At 71.2% G+C, this 19,254-nt stretch carries 19 protein-coding genes and 1 pseudogene; 8 read left to right on the top strand and 12 right to left on the bottom strand.

What is annotated here, in order from left to right; genetic code table 11:
• Positions 1 to 74: 74 nt before the first annotated feature.
• The gene (locus ACFWGJ_RS27610) at positions 75 to 563 is read right to left on the bottom strand and encodes a hypothetical protein (protein ID WP_387329700.1); all 489 of its coding nucleotides are present in this window, start codon (positions 561 to 563) and stop codon (positions 75 to 77) included.
• Between the two features lie 333 nt (positions 564 to 896).
• Between ACFWGJ_RS27610 and ACFWGJ_RS27605 the strand changes: the two genes are divergently transcribed.
• A complete protein-coding gene (locus ACFWGJ_RS27605) occupies positions 897 to 1,559 on the top strand; it encodes a class F sortase (protein ID WP_387329697.1) in 663 nt (220 codons plus the stop codon).
• A 64-nt stretch (positions 1,560 to 1,623) separates the two neighbouring features.
• Here the strand turns inward: ACFWGJ_RS27605 and ACFWGJ_RS27600 are convergent, their stop codons facing one another.
• The gene (locus ACFWGJ_RS27600; RefSeq protein WP_387329694.1) at positions 1,624 to 2,472 is read right to left on the bottom strand and encodes a polysaccharide deacetylase family protein; all 849 of its coding nucleotides are present in this window, start codon (positions 2,470 to 2,472) and stop codon (positions 1,624 to 1,626) included.
• A gap of 155 nt (positions 2,473 to 2,627) precedes the next feature.
• Here ACFWGJ_RS27600 and ACFWGJ_RS27595 point away from each other — a divergent pair, with 155 nt between their 5' ends.
• From ACFWGJ_RS27595 to ACFWGJ_RS27575, 5 genes and pseudogenes are all read left to right on the top strand, one after another.
• A complete protein-coding gene (locus ACFWGJ_RS27595; protein ID WP_107019392.1) occupies positions 2,628 to 3,089 on the top strand; it encodes a universal stress protein in 462 nt (153 codons plus the stop codon).
• A gap of 186 nt (positions 3,090 to 3,275) precedes the next feature.
• On the top strand, positions 3,276 to 3,821 hold the full coding sequence (locus ACFWGJ_RS27590; protein ID WP_210887081.1) for a sigma-70 family RNA polymerase sigma factor: 546 nt from the start codon (positions 3,276 to 3,278) through the stop codon (positions 3,819 to 3,821).
• 135 nt (positions 3,822 to 3,956) lie between these two features.
• Entirely contained in the window at positions 3,957 to 4,472 is a 516-nt protein-coding gene (locus tag ACFWGJ_RS27585) for a hypothetical protein (RefSeq protein ID WP_387329691.1), read from the top strand.
• Between the two features lie 222 nt (positions 4,473 to 4,694).
• Positions 4,695 to 4,793 (top strand): annotated as a pseudogene (locus tag ACFWGJ_RS27580) (zf-HC2 domain-containing protein); the annotation flags it as partial.
• A 90-nt stretch (positions 4,794 to 4,883) separates the two neighbouring features.
• On the top strand, positions 4,884 to 5,351 hold the full coding sequence (locus tag ACFWGJ_RS27575; protein WP_387329703.1) for a hypothetical protein: 468 nt from the start codon (positions 4,884 to 4,886) through the stop codon (positions 5,349 to 5,351).
• A gap of 11 nt (positions 5,352 to 5,362) precedes the next feature.
• Here the strand turns inward: ACFWGJ_RS27575 and ACFWGJ_RS27570 are convergent, their stop codons facing one another.
• Together ACFWGJ_RS27570 and ACFWGJ_RS27565 are read right to left on the bottom strand one after the other, a co-directional pair.
• The gene (locus tag ACFWGJ_RS27570; RefSeq protein WP_387329688.1) at positions 5,363 to 6,226 is read right to left on the bottom strand and encodes an Fpg/Nei family DNA glycosylase; all 864 of its coding nucleotides are present in this window, start codon (positions 6,224 to 6,226) and stop codon (positions 5,363 to 5,365) included.
• Positions 6,227 to 6,324: 98 nt separating this feature from the next.
• Positions 6,325 to 8,403: a SpoIIE family protein phosphatase gene (locus ACFWGJ_RS27565; RefSeq protein WP_387329685.1), complete on the bottom strand. Its 2,079-nt coding sequence runs from the start codon at positions 8,401 to 8,403 to the stop codon at positions 6,325 to 6,327.
• Between the two features lie 116 nt (positions 8,404 to 8,519).
• Here ACFWGJ_RS27565 and ACFWGJ_RS27560 point away from each other — a divergent pair, with 116 nt between their 5' ends.
• Positions 8,520 to 9,926 (top strand): lipase maturation factor family protein, encoded by a 1,407-nt coding sequence (locus ACFWGJ_RS27560; RefSeq protein ID WP_387329683.1) that lies wholly within the window; start codon positions 8,520 to 8,522, stop codon positions 9,924 to 9,926.
• Positions 9,927 to 9,935: 9 nt separating this feature from the next.
• Here ACFWGJ_RS27560 and ACFWGJ_RS27555 read toward each other — a convergent pair whose 3' ends face one another.
• The 8 genes from ACFWGJ_RS27555 to ACFWGJ_RS27520 all read right to left on the bottom strand — a co-directional run bounded on the left by ACFWGJ_RS27555 (position 9,936) and on the right by ACFWGJ_RS27520 (position 17,982).
• Positions 9,936 to 10,808 carry an amidohydrolase family protein gene (locus ACFWGJ_RS27555; protein ID WP_387329680.1) on the bottom strand — a complete coding sequence of 291 codons (873 nt, stop codon included), beginning with the start codon at positions 10,806 to 10,808 and terminating at the stop codon, positions 9,936 to 9,938.
• Entirely contained in the window at positions 10,805 to 11,119 is a 315-nt protein-coding gene (locus tag ACFWGJ_RS27550) for an L-rhamnose mutarotase (RefSeq protein WP_387329677.1), read from the bottom strand. Before ACFWGJ_RS27550 ends, ACFWGJ_RS27555 begins: the two co-directional genes overlap by 4 nt.
• The gene (locus ACFWGJ_RS27545) at positions 11,116 to 12,120 is read right to left on the bottom strand and encodes an aldo/keto reductase (RefSeq protein WP_387329674.1); all 1,005 of its coding nucleotides are present in this window, start codon (positions 12,118 to 12,120) and stop codon (positions 11,116 to 11,118) included. Before ACFWGJ_RS27545 ends, ACFWGJ_RS27550 begins: the two co-directional genes overlap by 4 nt.
• Before the next feature lie 5 nt (positions 12,121 to 12,125).
• On the bottom strand, positions 12,126 to 12,881 hold the full coding sequence (locus tag ACFWGJ_RS27540; protein ID WP_387329671.1) for an SDR family NAD(P)-dependent oxidoreductase: 756 nt from the start codon (positions 12,879 to 12,881) through the stop codon (positions 12,126 to 12,128).
• Positions 12,878 to 14,278 (bottom strand): L-fuconate dehydratase, encoded by a 1,401-nt coding sequence (locus tag ACFWGJ_RS27535; RefSeq protein ID WP_387329668.1) that lies wholly within the window; start codon positions 14,276 to 14,278, stop codon positions 12,878 to 12,880. The genes ACFWGJ_RS27540 and ACFWGJ_RS27535 overlap by 4 nt, the downstream gene beginning before the upstream one ends.
• Positions 14,279 to 14,361: 83 nt before the next feature.
• Positions 14,362 to 15,408 carry an ABC transporter permease gene (locus ACFWGJ_RS27530; protein ID WP_387329665.1) on the bottom strand — a complete coding sequence of 349 codons (1,047 nt, stop codon included), beginning with the start codon at positions 15,406 to 15,408 and terminating at the stop codon, positions 14,362 to 14,364.
• Positions 15,401 to 16,903 (bottom strand): sugar ABC transporter ATP-binding protein, encoded by a 1,503-nt coding sequence (locus tag ACFWGJ_RS27525; RefSeq protein WP_387329662.1) that lies wholly within the window; start codon positions 16,901 to 16,903, stop codon positions 15,401 to 15,403. Before ACFWGJ_RS27525 ends, ACFWGJ_RS27530 begins: the two co-directional genes overlap by 8 nt.
• Complete coding sequence (locus ACFWGJ_RS27520; RefSeq protein WP_387329659.1) at positions 16,900 to 17,982, bottom strand: sugar ABC transporter substrate-binding protein; 1,083 nt, start codon at positions 17,980 to 17,982, stop codon at positions 16,900 to 16,902. Before ACFWGJ_RS27520 ends, ACFWGJ_RS27525 begins: the two co-directional genes overlap by 4 nt.
• Positions 17,983 to 18,177: 195 nt before the next feature.
• Here ACFWGJ_RS27520 and ACFWGJ_RS27515 point away from each other — a divergent pair, with 195 nt between their 5' ends.
• On the top strand, positions 18,178 to 18,924 hold the full coding sequence (locus ACFWGJ_RS27515; RefSeq protein WP_387329656.1) for a FadR/GntR family transcriptional regulator: 747 nt from the start codon (positions 18,178 to 18,180) through the stop codon (positions 18,922 to 18,924).
• Positions 18,925 to 19,254: the final 330 nt, after the last annotated feature.

Below are 19,254 nucleotides of genomic sequence, written 5' to 3'. Positions count from 1 at the left end.
GGTCCGGGGCGAAGGGCCGTTCACGTGCGTCCGGGTCTCCGGGGGAAGCAGTCCGTCCGCCGAGCGGGTGGGGCTCAGATCCTGCTCTCGGCGCGGCGGCGCATCCAGAACACCCCGCCGCCGACGAGCGCGAGGCCGACCAGCGAGCCGCCGATCGCCATGTCGGTCGGCGTGGCGCCGTCGGAGCTGCTGCCGCCGAGACCACCGCGGACACCGCCGATGACGGTGAAGGCGGCGGACTTCGTCAGCGCGGGCTTGCCTTCGCAGTGGACCCTGATGTCGTACGCGCCGGGCGTGGCCGAGCTGTTGACGGTCGCGGTCCCCTTCGACGTCTCGCTGTGGTTCCTGATCGGCGAGAGGTCGGCCCGGGGGAACGCCCTGGACGTCATGGTCCCGCCGCTCGGGCAACCGTCGACGGTCACGGTGAGCTGTCCGCCCCGGGCGATGGCGCTGGGCATGGCGACGATATTGCTAGAGGTGTCCCAGGCGACGGCCTGGGAAGCGGTGAGTCCGAGGGCGGCGATTGCTGTCGCAGAGACCGCCAGGGCACGAGTGCTACGCATGTGATCCTCCGCGGAAGGCGCCCCGGGGAACGTCCCCGGGTCGATCGGCGAGAGAACGCCTCCCAGACAGACACTCAGTTGTCGTGCACAGGGCCGCATTTCGAGAATGGTCCGTCCTGGTGAGAGAACACGCCGCCGAAAAGGAACACAATCGGATATTGCCGCAGGTCACGGACCGTCAGAAATTTCCTCGGGGCCGCGACTCGGATGGCGCACGGCGGCCCTCGCCACCACCCGTTCGCCTTTCTCCCGTCGCCCCGCGCGCGGGCTGCGCTTAGCGTTCTCGTATGCGCGACGGACGTGGGCGACGGCCGCGTCGAGAGGGGTGTGCGAATGTCCGTGTCCGAGCTGGCCGAAGAGGAGGAGCGCCCGAGGAAGCGCGCTCCCTGGGGTGTCATAGCGCTTGTTCTGCTGACCGGACTCGCTCTGATTCGCAATGGCTCGGGAGAGTTCGACGTGGGGCCCCCGCAGCCCGCGACGGCCGCCGCCGCGGACAGCGCCGGCACGGACAGGTCACGGCCGGGAGCCCCGGCCCCTCTGTCCTTCTCCGTGGCGGACCGCATCAGGATCCCGGCGATCCAGGTCGACGCCCCCGCCGTGCCGGTGGGTCTCGACATGGACGGCTGGGTGGACGCGCCGCCGCCGGAGGACCCGAACCTCGCGGGCTGGTTCTCGGGCGCGGTCTCCCCCGGGGAGAAGGGCACGGCCGTGGTCGTGGGCCATGTCGACAACCGGCAGGGCCCCGCCGTCTTCTACGGTCTCGGCGCCCTGAAAAAGGGAAACCGCGTTGAGGTGGGGCGCAGGGACGGAAAGACCGCCGTGTTCGAGATCTATGGCATCGAGGTCTTCGAGAAGAACAATTTCCCCGGCGACCGCGTCTACGGGAACACCGGTAATCCGGAATTGCGTGTCATCACCTGCGGAGGCGGTTTCTCCAAGCAGAACGGCTACGACGGGAATGTCGTCGCGTTCGCCCGCCTGGTCGAGGTCCGCTGAACACTGCTGAGCGCGGCCCGGCCGGGTGGGCGAGGAGCCCGCCCGGCCGGAGTTCGTCCCGGTGCTAGGTGAGCTGCCGCCGGGGCACGGTGATGTGGTAGCCCGAGTCCAGCAGCCGCGGGAGATAGTCGCGCAGGGCCCGCACGCTCTGTGAGCGGTTGCCGCCCGCGTCGTGCGAGAGCACCACGACGCCCGGCCCGGCCCCCTTCATGACCCGGCGCTCGATGGTCCGGGTACCCGGTGTGGTCCAGTCCAGGGTGTCGACGGTCCAGGCGAGCGGCTCCATGCCGAGGTCGGCGCCGACCTCGAAGACGGCCCGGTTCCAGGCCCCGTACGGCGCGCGGAACCAGCCGGGCCGCTCGCCGTACGCCTCCTCGATGACATCGCTGGTGCGTTCCATCTGGGAACGGACGGCGGATCTGCTCAGCCGGGTCATGAGGGGGTGGGACCAGGTGTGGTTGCCGACGATGTGCCCCTCGTCGGACATCCGGCGCAGCATGTCCTTGTTGTCGGCTGCCATCTCGCCGCACACGAAGAACATGGCGCGCACGTCGTGGGCCTTGAGGGTCCGCAGGATGCCGGGGGTGTAGCGGGGGTCGGGGCCGTCGTCGAAGCTCAGCACCATGCTGCGCTCCCGGTCCGACATCCGCAGGAACGGTTCGTGCCGTACGAGGGTGCGGGCGGGCGTGCCGCGGGCCGGACCGTATCCGGCGATGGGCTGCAGCCGGTAGGCGGAGGGCCTGCGGACGGCTCTGTTCGCCTGGGCGCCCGCGGCGGGCGCGGCGGAGGACCGGGCCGGGGGGCCGGGTTCGGCGCCGAGCAGGTGTACCGCGCCGGCCGCGCCCGCCGCTCCGAGGGCGGCGGCACCGGCGAGCAACGCCCGGCGCCGCGAGAGGAACTGATCCTTATTCATGACTAATCAGTCGCCCGGCGGACGCGCGCCCAGCACATCGCCACCGGTGCGGTCGTATGAAAACACCCGCCTGGAGCATCTGCCGGCCGGCCGCGCCACCGGCGTCCGGGGTCCCGGACGGCGGCCCGCTCCGCCTGTTCCGATAGCCTCGGGCCGTGACGGAACAGCACTCCCACCAGTTCGAACGTGGCACGGACGGGCCCAAGGTCATCCTGGCCGGCGTGGACGGCTCCGAGTCCTCGCTGCGGGCGGCGTCCTACGCCGCGGGGCTGGCCCGGCGGCAGCGGGCTCTGCTCACGCTGGTGTACGTACAGCCGGTGATGGCGGCGGGTGCGGCGCTCGGGGTACCGGTCGCCGACACGACCGACCAGATCGCCGAGGAGCTGGTCCGGGACATCCAGGAGGCGGCCGAGCAGGTCAAGGGCATATTCGATGTGCGCTGGGAGTTCCACACGTTCCGCGGGGACCCGTACAACGGGCTCGTCCAGGCGGCCGAGCAGCTGAAGGCGGACGCCGTCGTGGTGGGCGCGTCGGAGCAGGCGGGGCACCGGATCGTCGGTTCCGTCGCGATCCGGCTGGTGAAGGCGGGCCGCTGGCCGGTGACGGTGGTGCCGTAGCGGGGCCTTCGGCCGGAGCGGCGACCGGCCGAATCGCCGGACCGTCGAGGTCCGGACAGATGCGGAGGCGGAGCCTTCCGTCCCGGTTGACCGTTCGTCGTACCGTTCGTCGACGGGTTCGACCGTCTGCCGACGAGCCGTGTCCTGGCCCTGTCCCGGCGGGACGCCCTGCGCTGGCATACGGCCATGACGGCCGCCATCACCATGACCAGCAGGACGACCGCCGAGCACGAGCTGGCCGAATTGCAGCGGGAGCACGGAGCGCCGCTCTTCGCCCTGATGCTGAGGCTCTCCGACGGAGACCGCCAGCGCGCCGAGGATCTGGTGCAGGAGACATTCGTACGTGCCTGGCAGCATCCCGAGGCCCTGCGCGCCGACGACTTCGATTCCGTACGGCCCTGGCTGCTGACCGTGGGGCGGCGGCTGGCCATCGACGCGCGGCGGGCCCGGCAGGCGCGGCCCGCGGAGGTCGGGGACGCCGTGCTGGAGAGCGCCAGGGTCGCGGCGGACCACGCGGAGCGGTCGGTCGCGACCCTCGATGTGCGGGAGGCTGTGAAGACTCTCACTCCCGAGCACCGTGAAGTCCTGGTGCAGGTGTATTTCCGCGGGGCCAGCGTGGCGGAGGCCGCCGCAGCCCTGGGTATTCCGGCCGGTACGGTGAAGTCCCGCGCGTACTACGCGCTGCGCGCCCTGCGCCGGGTTCTTCCGGGATACGCGGCCGACCTGCGGTGAAACCGCGGGTTAGGTCAAGCCTCCGTAAAGCGCCTTGCTGAGGATCATGGTTGAGCAATCAGCTGTCCTCATCCGTGTTCCCCGATGGGGCCCGGGTTCGGGCGACGCGCACGCACCGGAGGAAGGCAGGAAGGGATGCTGCACAGAGGTCAAGAGAGCACGGACGGCACCGGCGGCGGAGAACTCACCGTCCCCATGGCGTGGTTGTACGCGGAGTACATCGCCGACGAACTGCTGCGGACCGGTGACCTGATGCCGCCCACGTCCTTCGAGTTCAGAGCCGGGCGCGACGCGCTGGCTCTCACCATCTTCCTGTCCGACACCGGTGGCGAGCTGTCCGGCATCCGGGTGGTGACGCAGCTGGAGACCTGGCTGTCGCTGACGGCGTACGACCAGCCGTGGCAGGACTGGGTGGCCGAGCGCATGGCCGGGCTCGCGGCCGAGGCCGCCGACGCGGGCGGTCCGTCGCCCGATCTGGATCTGGCGACCGCGGCCTGGCGCTGGCTGGAGGAGACCGAACTGCTCGCGCCCGACCTGGACGCGGTGCCCGGCGGTGGCCCCGTCATCGGCGAGGACGACGGCCCCAAGGTGTGGACCCCTGCCTGGCAGCTGGGGCTGCCGCTCGGGCATCTGGCGATCCATCTTTTCTGATTTTTTCGACCACTCCCCCAGCTGATCCCCCGACGGAGCCCCCGGCCGGCTCCCCTGACCAGTTTTTTTTCGAACCTCGACCAATCCGCGGGCCCGACCGCTCCGAATCTCCAGGTTGCATTCCGGACGGGGCTTGAGTGATTCGGCGGTCCCCTGCGTACCGGTGGGCAAGTAGCTACTCCCCGCACACCCCCACCCATCGGCACGGCATGAGGATTTGGTATGAGGTCGCTGGAACGCCACCGCGACGTCGGCGCATACGCGCTAGGCGTGCTGGACGAGGCGGATGCCTTCCGCTTCGAGGACCACCTCATGGAGTGTCCCCAGTGTGCGGTTCAGATACATGAACTGTCCGCGACGACACGGTCGTTGCGGGCGTACGCGCAAGCGACGCCACGCTCGGTGAACCCCATGACCCAGGCAGGGCCGGGCCTGCTGGACCGGCTCCTGGAGGATGTCGTCACGGCCCGCAGGAGCGGGCGCAGGCGCTGGCTGTACGCGGTCGCCGCCGCCGTGGTCTTCGCGGTCGGCGGGCCCGCGGTCGCGGTCTTCTCCGGCGACGGGAGCACCGACGCCGACACGGTCGCCGCGACCGATCAGGGAACCGGTGTGTGGGCCCAGGTCACCGTCCACGACCGGGCCTACGGCAGTGAGGTGGACGCGAAGGTCAAGCACGCGCCCGCCGAGCAGTCCTGCGAACTCGTCGCCGTCGGCCGCGACCGGTCGGAACAGGTCATCCTGAGCTGGACGGTGCCCAAGGGGGCCTCGTCGCCCTCCGACGGCATGCGAGGCGCCGCCGCGATGCATCCCTCGGACATCGCCGAGTACGTCGTGCGCACGGCGGACGGGGAGCGTCTGGTGTCGATCGAGATGCCCTGAGCGCAGGCCGCCTATTTGAGGAACTTGCTCATCCTGCGGTCCGCGAGGGGCTTGCCGCCCGTCTGGCAGGTCGGGCAGTACTGGAGCGACGAGTCGCTGAAGGAGACCTCGCGGACGTTGTCCCCGCAGACCGGGCAGGGCTCGCCCGTCCGTCCGTGGACGCGGAGCCCGCTCTTCTTCTCGGCCTTGAGGCGGCCCGCGGCGACTCCGCGGGACCGCTCGACGGCTTCCATGAGGGTGGCCCGCAGCGCCTCGTACAGCCGTCCGGTCTCCTGCGGTGTCAGCGCGGAGGCCAGCTTGAACGGCGACATCTTCGCGGCGTGCAGGATCTCGTCGCTGTAGGCGTTGCCCACCCCCGCGATCAGGCTCTGATCGCGCAGGGCGCCCTTCAGCTGTCTGCGCTCGCCCTCCAGGAGCGCGGCGAACCGGGCCTCGTCGAAGTCGTCGGCCAGCGGGTCCGGGCCGAGGCGGGCCACGCCGGGCACCTCGCCGGGGTCCCGTACGACGTACACCGCGAGCCGTTTCTGGGTGCCGGCCTCGGTGAGGTCGAAGCCCGCGCCGGTCTCCAGGGCGACGCGCATCGCCAGGGGGCCCTTGCCGGGGCGGGGCGGCCCGTCGGGCAGCCGGTCCTTCCAGTGGAGCCAGCCCGCGCGGGCCAGATGCGTGACGAGGTGCGGGCCGCCGGCGGTCTCCAGATCCAGGAACTTGCCGTGCCGGTGCACGGCGGTGACCTCGCGGCCCTCCAGGGCGCCGGGCGGCGGATCGTACGTCTTGAGCACACTGATCGCGACGGGCAGCACACGGCTGATCTCGTGGCCGAGCAGATGTCCGACCAGGAAGTCCTTCAACGCTTCGACCTCGGGCAGCTCCGGCATAAGTCCCAGGGTGCCACTCGCGCCCCGAAAGGGGCGCGGGGAACTGCGCGCTCAGCCCCCACAGAGCCGCACGTCACATCCACGCGAACCCGTCCCCCTCACTCCCCTTCCGGCACAAGGAACTCGCACCAGACGCACTTGCCGCCGCCCCGCGCCTCCACACCCCACACGTCCGCGATCCGGTCCACCAGCAGGAGTCCCCGGCCGGAGACCCCGGACTCGCCCGCCTCCCGGCGCCGGGGAAGCGCGCTGGACGCGTCCTCGACCTCGACGCGGATGCGCCGCTCCGGACCCGTGAGGGCGCGCAGGGTGACGACGGCGGCGCCCTCCGTGTGCATGAGCGCGTTGGTGATCAGCTCGTCGGCGATCAGCTCGATCTCGTCGGCGCGCTCCCCGGCGCCCCAGGACCGTACGGCCGCGCGGACCATGTGCCGGGCCTCGGTGAGCGCCTCCGGGTCCCCGGGCCCCACATGCTGCTGGACCCGCCCGCCGGAGCGCTGCGCGTCCCTGCCCACGCGGCGGAGCAGGAGCAGCGCCACGTCGTCCTCGCCGCCGCGTTCCTCGGCGACGTCGATGAGACGGTCGGCGAGGTCGCGGACGTCGTCGGGTCCGGTGGCGACGAGCGCGCGCAGGGTCCGCATGCCGTCGTCGAGGTCGCTGCCCGGCTGTTCGACCAGGCCGTCGGTGCACAGGAGCAGTGTCTGGCCGGGATCGAGTTCCAGGGTGTCGACCGGGTATTCGAGGCGCCCGAACTCGGCGGACAGCCCGAGGGGCAGGCCGCCCGCCACGGCGAGCCGGTGGCAGCCGCCGTCCGTGTCGCGGACCAGCGGGTCGATGTGCCCTGCCCGGACGATCTGGACCACTCCGGTGTCGAGGTCGGCCTCCGCGTACAGGCAGGTCGCGAAGCGCTCGGTGTCGAGTTCGTGCAGGAAGACGGAGGCGCGGGCCATGACGGTCGCGGGGGTGTGACCCTCGGCCGCGTAGGCGCGCAGGACGATCCGCAGCTGGCCCATGACGGCCGCCGCGTGCGTGTCGTGGCCCTGGACGTCGCCGATGACGGCGCCGACCCGGCCGCCGGGCAGCGGGATCACGTCGTACCAGTCGCCGCCGATCTCGCGGCCGAGGGAGCCCGAGCGGTAGCGCACGGCGACGTCGGCGCCGGGCACGCGCGGGATCGTGCGCGGCAGCATGGCCTGCTGGAGGCCCTGGGCGAGGTCCTTCTCCTGCTCGTAGAACATGGCGCGCTGGAGGCTCTGCGCGATGCTGCTGCCGAGGGCGACGAGGACGTTGCGGTCCTGGGCGGAGAAGCCGCGCCGGTCGTTGTAGAGCAGGCCCATGGCTCCGATGGGCCTGGCCTGCGCGATGAGGGGCAGATAGGCCGCCGAGGTGATGTCGAGTGCGGTGATGTGCGGCCACAGCAGCGGATAGCGCCGGGCGAATTCCTCCGGCGACTCGATGAAGCGCGGGGTCAGCGTGCGCACGACCTCGCTCATCGGGTACTGCTCGTCGATGCCGGTGACCAGCGTGCCGGGTACGAAGCTGCCCTCGGGGCCCTCCGCGACCAGCCGGATGCGGCCGGCCTCGACGAGGCCCATGACGAGGCTGGTCGCGCCCAGGTGGGTGACGCCCTGGTTGTTCTGCAGGACGTCGATGACGTCCTGGACCGTGCGGGCGTGGGCGAGGGCCGCCGTGGTGATCTGTACGACGTTCGTCTGCCGGCGGCGGGCCTCGATGTCCAGGGCGGCCCTCTCGCGCCGGTCCTGGGCCTCGCTCAGTTCCCGGGTGGCGTCACGGATGATGCCGATGATGCGGCGCGGCCGGCCGGTCGCGTCCCGCTGGATGTAGCCCTGGGTGTGGGTCCAGCGCAGGGTGCCGTCCCGGCGGCGGATGCGGAAGTACGCCCCGTAGTTCTCGCTGCCGTCCTTGAGGGACTGGGAGACGTGGGTGTCGAGGCGGTGGGCCTCGTCCGGCGGCACGCGCGGGGCCAGGTTCTCCGGACGGCCGGCGTACTCCTCGGGGAGCACGTCGAAGATCTCGTGGGCCAGGGCGTCCATCCGCATGAGACCGGTGTCCAGGTCCCAGTCGAAGCTGCCCATGCGGTTGAGCGCCAGGATCGGATCCGGTTGGGCGGGCCAGTCGTCCGGGAGTGACAGGGCGCTCTCACCCCGATCAACCATGTGTTCACCTTGTCAGGGTTTATCCGAATTCTCGACTCGGCCAGGGCCGTAATGTGGTCGCTCCGCGAGCAGCGCCACCTGAGAGGGACCGCCTGAGAGGGAAGGGAGCGGTCGGCGTGGAGTGGTTCACCGCCCCGGAGTACTGGACCGGCCGGCTGGTCTTCCAGCGGGCGCTGGCGGTGGTTTATCTCGTCGCGTTCCTGGGCGCCGCTCTCCAGTTCCGTGCGCTGATCGGCGAGCGCGGCATGCTGCCGGTGTCCCGGTTCGTGGCCCGGGTGCCGTTTCGGCGGGCGCCGAGCGTCTTCCACCTCCACTTCTCGGACCGCTTCTTCGCGGCCTGGGCGTGGACGGGCTGCGCGGTGTCGCTGGCGCTCGTCGCGGGGCTGGACAACCGCCTCCCGCTGTGGGGCGCCATGCTGCTCTGGCTCGTCCCGTGGGTGCTCTACCTGTCGATCGTGAACGTCGGCCAGACCTGGTACGGCTTCGGCTGGGAGTCCCTGCTCCTGGAGACCGGCTTCCTCGCGGTGTTCCTCGGCAACGACGAGATCGCGCCGCCCGTCGTGGTGCTCTTCCTGCTGCGCTGGATCCTGTTCCGGGTGGAGTTCGGGGCCGGGCTGATCAAGATGCGCGGCGACGCGTGCTGGCGGAAGCTGACCTGCCTCGACTTCCATCATGAGACCCAGCCGATGCCGGGTCCGCTGAGCTGGTTCTTCCACCACCTGCCGAAGCCGTTCCACCGGGCCGAGGTGGCCGCCAACCACGTCACGCAACTCGTCGTGCCGTTCCTGCTGTTCGCCCCGCAGCCGGTCGCCACGGCCGCCGCCGCCCTGATGATCGTCACCCAGCTGTGGCTGGTCCTGTCCGGCAACTTCTCCTGGCTGAACTGGATCACGATCGTCCTCGCCGTGCCGGCCCTGACCCTGCCCGGCAAGGCCCCGCAGGTCCCCGGCGCCCCGCTCTGGTACGAGATCGTGGTCCTGTCGGCCGCGGCACTGATCGTGTTCCTCAGCCACGGCCCGGTCCGCAACATGGTCTCCCGCCGCCAGACCATGAACCGCTCCTTCGACCCGCTCCATCTGGTGAACACCTACGGGGCGTTCGGCAGCGTCAGCCGCTTCCGGTACGAGGTGGTGGTCGAGGGCACGGCCGACTCCGTACCCCGCGAGGACACGGGCTGGCTGGAGTACGAGTTCCGCGGCAAGCCCGGCGATCCGCGGCGCTGGCCCCGCCAGTTCGCGCCCTGCCATCTGCGGCTCGACTGGCTGATGTGGTTCGCCGCGCTCTCCCCCGCCTACGCCGAGCCCTGGTTCGGCGGCTTCGTGGAACGCCTCCTGGCGAACGACCGCGACACGCTCCGCCTCCTGCGCCGCTCCCCGTTCCCCCCGGACGCCCCGCCCCGCTTTGTCCGGGCCCGTCTCTACCGCTACCGGTACACGACCTGGGAGGAACTGCGGCGGACGGGCGCGTGCTGGGAGCGGACGTATGTGCGGGAGTTCTTCCCGCCGACGCGGCTGGACGCGTAGCCCTCCGGCTCAGAGGCGGTAGACGCGCTCGGCCGTGCCCTCGAAGACCTGTGCGCGTTCGTCGCCGCTCAGGTCCAGCGTCAGCCCCTCGGCCATCAGCGCGACTCCGCCGTACGTGGTCGCCAGCGTGCACACGGGCCAGTCGGAGCCGAACATGAGGCGCCCCGGGCCGAAGGCGTCCAGGGCGGTGTCCGCGTACGGCAGCAACTCCCGCCGCCGCGCCTGCGCCGACCTCCGCCGGGTCAGGTCCGTCTCCGTCACCATCCCCGACAGCTTGCCCACCGTGTTCGGCAGTGCGGCCAGTGCCCTGACGTGCGAGGCCCATGGCTCCAGTTCACCCGAGGCGATGGGCGGCTTCCCCAAGTGGTCCAGCACGAAGGCGAGTTCGGGAAGCACGGAGGCCGCCCGGACACAGGCCGGCAGCTGATGGGGAAGTACCACCAGGTCGTACACGAGCCCGGCCGCCGCCACCGCGCCGAGTCCCCGGCGGACATCCGGGCGTGACAGCCACTCGGGGTCGGGTTCCCCCTGGACCTGGTGGCGGATGCCCTTCAGGTACCGGCCGCCCGGCAGCTCGCGCAGCCGGGCCAGCTCGTCCGCCACATCGGGGCGGGTGAGGTCCGTCCAGCCCACGACACCGCCGATCAGGTCGTGCTCCTCGGCGAGGGACAGGAACTCCGGGGTCTCCTGCGCCACCGTGACCGTCTGCACCAGGACGGTCCGGCGCACTCCCGCGGCGCGAGCCTCCGGCTCCAGGTCCGTCATGGTGAAATTCCGTCTGAGGGGCGCCAGTTCGGGCCCCGTGATCCAGTCCTGGTCGCGTACGGACAGGTCCCACACGTGATGGTGGGCGTCGACGACGTCCGTGCGGGTGCCCGTCACGGCAGCTCCCAGACGACCGGCAGGCCGGCCTCCGAGCCCACGGCCGAGTAGTCGTGCACCACGTCGAGGAGCTGCGCCATCCGGGACTGCCAGGCGATGTTGACGGGCAGCTTCTCCAGTTCGGCGAGCAGTCGCGCGTAGTCCTCGCACTCCAGGAGGTGGAAGAGGTCGGGGCCGCTGCGCCAGATGGTCCAGGACGTGGCTCCGGCGGCGCGGATCGCGTCCGTGAGTTGCGTGGGCACCTCGCGGTGCGCGGCCTCGTACGCGTCGATGCGGTCGACGCGGACCTTGGTGTGCAGGGCGACTCTCATGCGGACTCCTCGGACGGGACCGGCGCTTCGGTGGGCAGCAGGCCCGTCTCCCTCAGTTCCTGCCAGAGGCTCGCGGGCACGTCGGCCGTGAACTGCGTTGCGCAGTCGTGTACTTCGTGGGGCGAGCGGGCGCCGACGAGGACGGCCGCGACCGCCGGGTGGGCCGCGCAGAAGGCGAGGGCCGCCGCCCGCAGCGTCGTGCCGTGCCGGTCCGCCGCCGCCCTGAGGGCCAGTGCCCGGTCGAGCAGCTCAGGTCGCGCAGGACGGTAGTTGTACCTTGCCCCCGGCTTCGGGTCGGCCAGCAGGCCGGAGTTGAAGGCGCCGCCGATGACGACGGACGTACCGCGTTCCTCGGCGGCCGGGAGCAGGTCCGTGAGCGCACCCTGGTCGAGCAGCGTGTAGCGGCCGGCGCACAGCACCACGTCGACATCCGTGTCGCGGAGGAAGCGGGTGAGCATCCCGGCCTGGTTCATGCCCGCGCCTATCGCGCCCACCACCCCCTCCGCACGCAGCTTCTCCAGCACCGGATAGCCCTCGCGGAAGGCCTCCTCGGCGTGGTCGTCCGGGTCGTGGAGATAGACGACGTCCACCCGGTCGAGGCCGAGCCGCTCCAGACTGGCGTCGAGGGTACGGCGTATGCCGTCCGCGCTGAAGTCCCACACCCGGCGGTGCGTGGCGGGTACCGCGAACCCGTTGGCAAGGTCGTCGCCGCCCGCGTCGGTGGGCTCCAGACGGCGGCCCACCTTGGTCGAGACGGTGTACTCCGCCCGGGGACGCCCGCGCAGGGCCGCCCCGAGGCGTCGTTCGGAGTGGCCGATGCCGTAGTGGGGCGCGGTGTCGAAGTAGCGGATGCCCGCGTCCCAGGCGGCGTGCACGGTCGCGTGCGCCTGCTCCTCGGGGACCTCGCTGTAGAGGCCGGCGATACCGGCGGCCCCCAGCCCCAGCGAGGTGACCTCGACGGAGCCGCGGCCGAGCGTGCGGGTGCGTAGCTGCGTCCGCATGCCGGTCACCGGCCCGCCGGGCGCAGCCGCAGCCCCTGCATGCCGCCGTCGACCGCGAGGGCCGTACCGGTGGTGGCGCCGGACAGCGGGCTCGCCAAATAGGCGATGGCGCCGGCGACTTCGTCGGCCGTGACGAGGCGTCCGGTGGGCTGGCGGGCCGCAAGGGCGGTCCGCTCGGCGGCGGGGTCGGGGGCGGCGTCCAGGAGGCGGCCGACCCAGGGGGTGTCGACCGTGCCGGGGTTCACGCAGTTGACGCGGACGCCCTCGCGGACGTGGTCGGCGGCCATGGCGAGGGTCAGCGACAGGACCGCGCCCTTGGACGCGGAGTACAGGGCGCGCTGCGGGAGCCCCGCGGTGGCGGCGATGGAGCAGGTGTTCACGACGGCGGCGTGCGAGGACTTCCGCAGGTGCGGCAGGGCCGCCCGGGACACACGCACCATGCCGACGACGTTGACGTCCAGGACGCGGTGCCAGGTCTCGTCGTCGTTGTCCTCGACGGTGCCCTGAGCGCCGATGCCCGCGTTGTTGATCAGCACGTCCAGGCCGCCGAGATCGGCGACCGCGGCGGCGACGGCCCGGCGTACGGACTCGTCGTCGGTGACGTCGGCCTGGTAGCCGAGCAGCGGCTTGTGGACGCTGTCCGGGTCCAGGTCGAGCACGGCGACCTGGGCGCCGCGGGCGGCGAGGAGTTCCGCGGTGGCCCGGCCGATACCGGAGGCGCCGCCCGTCACCAGCGCCTTGAGTCCCTCGAAGTCACTCATGCCGCCTGCTCCTTCTGCTGCTTCCGGGTCTGCTGTTCCTGCTGTTCGGTCTGCTGCTGTTCGGTCCGCTGCCGTTCGAGGTCGGCGGCCCAGAACGTGCCGCCGGGGAAGGTGAACTCGGCGATGGACTCCGGCCGCATGGCCGCCGAGAAGCCCGGCAGGGTGGGTGCCCTGTACCGGCCCTCTCCGATCACCACCGGGTCGAGGAAGTGGTCGTGCAGATGGTCGACGTACTCGATCACGCGGTTCTCGGTCGTCGCGGAGAGCGCCACGTAGTCGAACATCGAGAGGTGCTGGACGAGTTCGCACAGTCCGACACCGCCGGCGTGCGGGCAGACGGGGACGCCGAACTTGGCGGCCAGGAGCAGGATCGCGAGGTTCTCGTTGACTCCGCCGACCCGGGCCGCGTCGATCTGCAGGACGTCGATCGCGCCCGCCTGGAGCAGTTGCTTGAAGATGATCCGGTTCTGTACGTGCTCCCCGGTGGCGACCTTGACCGGCGCGACGGCCTCGCGGACGGCGGCATGGCCGAGGACGTCGTCGGGGCTGGTGGGCTCCTCGATCCAGTACGGGTCGAACTCGGCCAGTGCCCTGGTCCACTCGATGGCCTCGTCGACGTTCCACCGCTGGTTGGCGTCGATGGCGATCCGGATGTCGGGGCCGACGACGGCCCGGGCGACCCGGCAGCGGCGTACGTCGTCCGCGAGGTCCGCGCCGACCTTCAGTTTGATCTGGGTGAAGCCGTCGGCGACGGCCTGGCGGGCCAGCCGGGTGAGCTTCTCGTCGGAGTAGCCGAGCCAGCCGGGCGAGGTGGTGTAGCCGGGGAAGCCGCGCTCCTTCAGCAGCGCGGTGCGTTCCGCCGCGCCCTCCCTGCCGTGGCGCAGCAGGCCGAGCGCGTCCTCGGGGGTGAGGACGTCCGCGATGTACCGGAAGTCCACCTGGGCGACGAGCCATTCCGGGGTGGCGTCGGCGAGGAGCTGCCACAGGGGCTTGCGGGCGCGTTTGGCGGCGAGGTCCCAGACGGCGTTGACGACCGCGCCGATCGCCATGTGCATCACGCCCTTCTCGGGCCCGAGCCAGCGCAGTTGGCTGTCGCCCGTGAGGTCGCGGGCGAGGGATCCCGGGTCCGCGCACAGCTCTTCGACCGACCGCCCGAGGACGTGCGGGCGCAGCGCCTCGATCGCGGCGACCTGGACGTCGTTGCCCCGCCCGATGGTGAAGGTGAACCCGTGCCCCTCCAGCCCGCCGCCCGTGTCGTCGTCGGTACGCAGCACGACGTACGCCGCCGAGTAGTCGGGATCCGGATTCATGGCATCGGACCCGTCGAGCTCACGCGAGGTGGGGAAACGGATGTCATAGGTGTCGACCGCGGTGACGCGAGCGGCGGATGAGGACACAGGAATACCTTTCGGTCGAGCCCCGTAAGGGGCGCGGGGAACTGCGCGGCCAGCCACAACGCACCCGCGGGTGCACACCACGCTCAGTCCTGCGCCCGGCCGGTCGTCACCCGAGCGATCATCAGAGCGACCAGGATGATCCCCCCATAAATGGCCTGGATCCAGAAGGACGGAACCTGCGCGAGAGTGAGCAGGTTCTGAACCACCCCAAGAAGGAGCACGCCCGTCAGGGCGCCGAACATCGTGCCCTTGCCCCCGTCGAGGCTGATCCCCCCGATCACCGCCGCGGCGAACACCGTGAAGATCATGTTCTGCCCCTGGTTGGCGTTGATCGCGCCGACGTAGCCGGTCTGCATCAGGCCGCCGACCGCGGCCAGCGTCCCCGCGACGACGAACACGCCGAGCATGACCCGCTCGACCCTGATGCCGGCCGCGCGCGCCGCGTCCGGGTTGCCGCCGATCGCGTACAGGGCGCGTCCCCAGCGGTGGTACTTGAGGACGAATCCGGCCACCGCGAACGCGGCCGCCGCCAGCCACACCGAGATCGGCACGGTCAGGAAGGTGGTGGTGGCCAGGGTGTAGAACGCGTCGGGCATCCCGAACAGCGTCTTGCCCTCGGTCGCGCCGACGAGCAGACCACGCAGGATGATGAGCATCGCGAGCGTCACGATAAACGCGTTGAGCTTGAGCTTCACGACGAGGAAGCCGTTGAACCCGCCGATGACCGCGCCGACGACGAGGATCGCGAGGAGGGCGATGCCCGCGGGCAGCTCCGTGCCCCAGCCGGACTGCGCGGCGGGCAGCAGCAACAGCGCGCCGACGGCGGGCGCGATGCCGACGACCGACTCCAGGGACAGGTCGAACTTGCCGGTGATCAGGACGAGGGACTCGGCGAGGACCACCATCGCGAGGGCCGCGGAGGCGCCCAGGACGGAGATCAGGTTCTGCTCGGTGAGGAAGGCGTCGTTGACGAACGCGCCGAGCACCAGCAGCAACAACAGGGCCGGTACGAGAGCGAGTTCGCGGGCCCTGCGCAGGAGTACGGCCTTGGCGTCGGCCTTGCTCCGCAGGGGGCGCAGGGGGCGCAGGGGGGTGGGGGCCGAGGCCGACGGGGCCTTCGTGTCAGCCATGGTGGTCCACTCCTTCGATGGAGGCGATCAGCTCGTGGTCGCGCCAGCCCGCCGGGTGCTCGGCGACGACACGGCCGTGGAAGAGGACGAGGACGCGGTCGCAGCGGCGCAGGTCGTCGAGTTCGTCGGAGACGACGAGGACGGCGGTGCCGTCGTCGCGGGCCGAGTCCATACGGGACAGCAGGGACTCCTTGGACTTCACGTCGACGCCCGCGGTGGGGTTGATCAGGACCAGCAGCCTGGGGTCGGAGGCGAGGGCCCGGGCCATGACGACCTTCTGCGCGTTGCCGCCGGAGAGGTCGGAGACGGGCTGGTCGGGGCCCTCGGTGTGGATGTCGAGGCGTTCGATCAGCTCACCGGCGAAGCCGCGCCGGCGGTCGGTGCCGACGAATCCGTACCTGCCGAGCCGGTCCAGGACGGTCAGGGTGGCGTTGTCGCCGACGGTCATCCCGAAGACGAGTCCCTGGCCGTGCCGGTCGCGCGGCACGCAGCCGACGCCGGCCCGCAGCGCGGCGGTGACGTCACCGAACGGCAGCCGTCTGCCGTCCAGTTGAGCGGTTCCGGCGGTCGGTGTGTGCAGTCCCGTGAAGGACTCGGCCAGCTCGATCTTCCCGCTGCCGCTGGACCCGGCGAGACCGACGACCTCCCCGCCGCGCACGCGCAGATCGACGCTCTCGTACGCGTCCGACGTCAGCCCGTGTGCTTCGAGGACGACGGGCGCTTGCGCGTCGACCTCCCCGCGGGCGGCCTTCTCCTCCACGGCGGCGATGGACTCCCCCGCCATGGCCTCGACCAGGGCGGCCCTCGGCAGGTCGGCGACCGGCGCGGTGGTGATCCAGCGGGCGTCCCGCAGGACCGTCACGGTCTGGCAGACCTCGTACACCTCCTGGAGGTGGTGCGAGATGAACAGGAAGGTGACGCCGGACTCCTGGAGGGCGCGCATCCGGGTGAAGAGGCGTTCGATCTCGCGGTTGTCGAGCTGGGCGGTCGGCTCGTCGAGGACGATGAAGCGTGCACCGAAGCTCAACGCCCTGGCGATCTCGACCATTTGGCGGTCCTCGACCTTGAGGTCGGCGGTCCGCGCCCCGGGGTCGACCCGCACGTCCCAGGTGTCGAGCACCTCGGCAGCCTCGCGCTGCAGCCGGCGCCAGCTGATGAAGCCGCCGCGGCCCCGGGGCTGCCGGTTGATGAAGAGGTTCTCGGCGACCGTCAGCTCCGGTACGACGGTGGGTTTCTGGTAGACGCAGGCCACCTTGCGCCGCCAGGCGTCCCGGTCGGTCAGCGCGGGCGCGGGCTCGCCGTCGAAGCGGACCGTGCCCTCGTCGGGCGCCTGGAGGCCGGTCAGGACGGTGACGAGGGTGGACTTGCCCGCGCCGTTGCGGCCGACGAGTGCGTGGGACTCGCCTGCGTACACGGTCAGTTGTCCGTCGGCGAGGGCGACGGTGGGGCCGTACCGCTTGGCGATGCCCCGCGCCTGAACGAGTGGTGTGCTCATTTGACCGTGTTGCCCCACAGCTCGGGGTCGTCGACGTTGTCCTTGGTCACCAGCGGCGCGGGCAGCTGGTCCTCAAGGATGCCGCCGGGCAGCTTGACGATCTCCGAGCCGTGGTCCGTGGGACCCGGCTCGAAGGTCTTCCCCGCCATCGCCGCCTTGATGTAGTACATGCCGTACTTGGCGTAGAGGTCGGCCGGCTGCGAGACCGTGGCGTCGATCTGGCCCTTGCGGATCGCGTCGAACTCCTGCGGGATGCCGTCGTTCGAGACGATCGAGATGTGGCCCTTCTCGCCGGCCTTCTTCAGCAGCCCCTTGGACTTGAGGGTCTGCAGCGTGGGCGCGAGATAGACGCCGCCCGCCTGCATGTAGATGCCCTTGATGTCGGGGTTGGCGTTGAGGAGGGTGTCCAGCTTCGAGGCGGCGGTGTCCGACTCCCACTTGGCGGGGATCTCCAGGACCTTCAGCTTCGGGAACTTCTTCTTGACGCAGGTGCGGAAGGCCTCGGAGCGGTCGCGGCCGTTGACCGAGGCGAGGTCGCCCATGATCTGCACGACCTTGCCCGAGGGGATCTGCCCGCCGAGGTACTCGCAGGCCTTCTCCCCGTACGCCACGTTGTTCGCGCGGACGACCATCGCGACCTTGCCCTTCTCGGGCGCCACGTCGACGGCGACCACGGGCACGCCCTTGCGTTCGGCCTGGTCGAGGCCCGCGGAGATCGCGGCGCTGTCCAGGGGGGCCACGACTAGGCCCTTCACGCCCTGGTTGAGCTGGTTGTTGATGTCCGTGATCTGCTGCGAGGGGTCACTGTTGGAGTTCACGGTCTTGAGGGCGTCGACGTCCTCGGACTTCGCCATTTTGGGCACGTAGTCGTTGTACGACTGCCAGAACGGCGAGGTCAGCAGGGGCAGGATCACCCCGACCTTGCCGCTGCCGTCGCCCTTGCCGGCGCCGGAGTCGACGGCGTCCTTGGTGCTGCCGCATGCCGTGAGCGCGAGGGCGGCGCAGACGGCCGCGGCCGTCGCACAGATCGCCCGCGAGGCGTTACGCCCGTTCCTGTACCGCACAGTTCTGCCGGCCATCTATCGGCTCCTCATTGAGCGTGATCGGACGTGATCGGACGTGATCGGGTGCGATCGAGCAAGTGCCAGGAATATTTATCAGACCACTTCGCTGCCACAACACCCCTGCGCCGTGATTTTTGCGGTTTCTGCGCGTAGTGGTCGGACCACCTGAGTGGTTAGACTGCGGCGCACCCGGCGACAGGAGGACATGGCGTGGACGAGAGCCTGCCCGAGGCGGCGACGGCGGCCCCGGCTGCGGCCCCCTCTCCGGCCCCCCAGAAGGGGACCGTGACGCAGCGCGCCATCGACCGGATCAAGGCGATGATCGGCGAGGGCCGGCTGGAGCCGGGCGCACGGCTGCCGACCGAGCGCGATCTGGCCGCGCAGCTCGGTATCTCGCGCAGTTCCATGCGCGAGGCGATCCGGGCGCTCACGGTGCTGGGCGTGCTGGAGGCGCGGCACGGGTCCGGGATCTACGTCACGCAGCTGGAGGCCGGGGATCTGCTGGAGACCTTCGGGGTGGTCGCGGACCTCTCCCGGGGGCCGCGGCTGGTCGAACTCCTCGAAGTACGCCGGATCCTGGAGTCGACGGCGACGGCGCTGGCCGCCGCGCGGATCACCGCGGACCAGCTGGCCGAGGTGGAGAAGCACCTGACCGCCATGAACGCGACGGACGATCCGGAGGAGATCCTCTCCCACGACCTGGCGTTCCACCGGGTCATCGCGGGGGCCGCGGGCAACGAGACGATGGCGGCGATCCTGGACGGGTTGTCGTCGCGGACGTTCCGGGCGCGGGTGTGGCGGGGGTATCAGGAGGAGGGTGCGTTCGAGCGGACCCGGCGGGAGCATGCCGCGATCCATCGGGCGCTGGTCGCCCACGACCCTGAGGCGGCTCGGGCCGCTGCGGCCGCGCATGTGGGCGAGGTGGAGGAATGGCTTCGGGCCCAGCTTCAGCCTTAGGGGGCTGAAGCCGCGCCCGAGCCGGGGGTGGATCTTCGCCCGCGGGCCGGTGGGGGTTGCTCGCGGAGTTCCCCGCGCCCCTGACGGGCGCAAGCCCGGGGTCCGGTAGGCACACTGCGGGCCCGGTGGGGGCTTGCCGCGCAGTTCCCCGCGCCCCTGAAAACGGGGCTGCGCCCCAGCTTTCATGCTTTCAGGGGCGCGAGGAACGGCGCGAGCAACCCCCACCGCCCCGCAGGCACACACCCAGCCCCAGACCCGCGCCCCTCAGGGGCGCGGGGAACTGCGCGGGCAACCCCCACCGGGCCCGCAGTGTGCCTACCGGACCCCGGG

The organism is Streptomyces sp. NPDC060205, assembly GCF_042728395.1.
GTDB lineage: Bacteria > Actinomycetota > Actinomycetes > Streptomycetales > Streptomycetaceae > Streptomyces.
The sequence above is the reverse complement of the archived record's forward strand: the minus strand, read 5'-3'. Positions and strand labels throughout refer to the sequence as shown.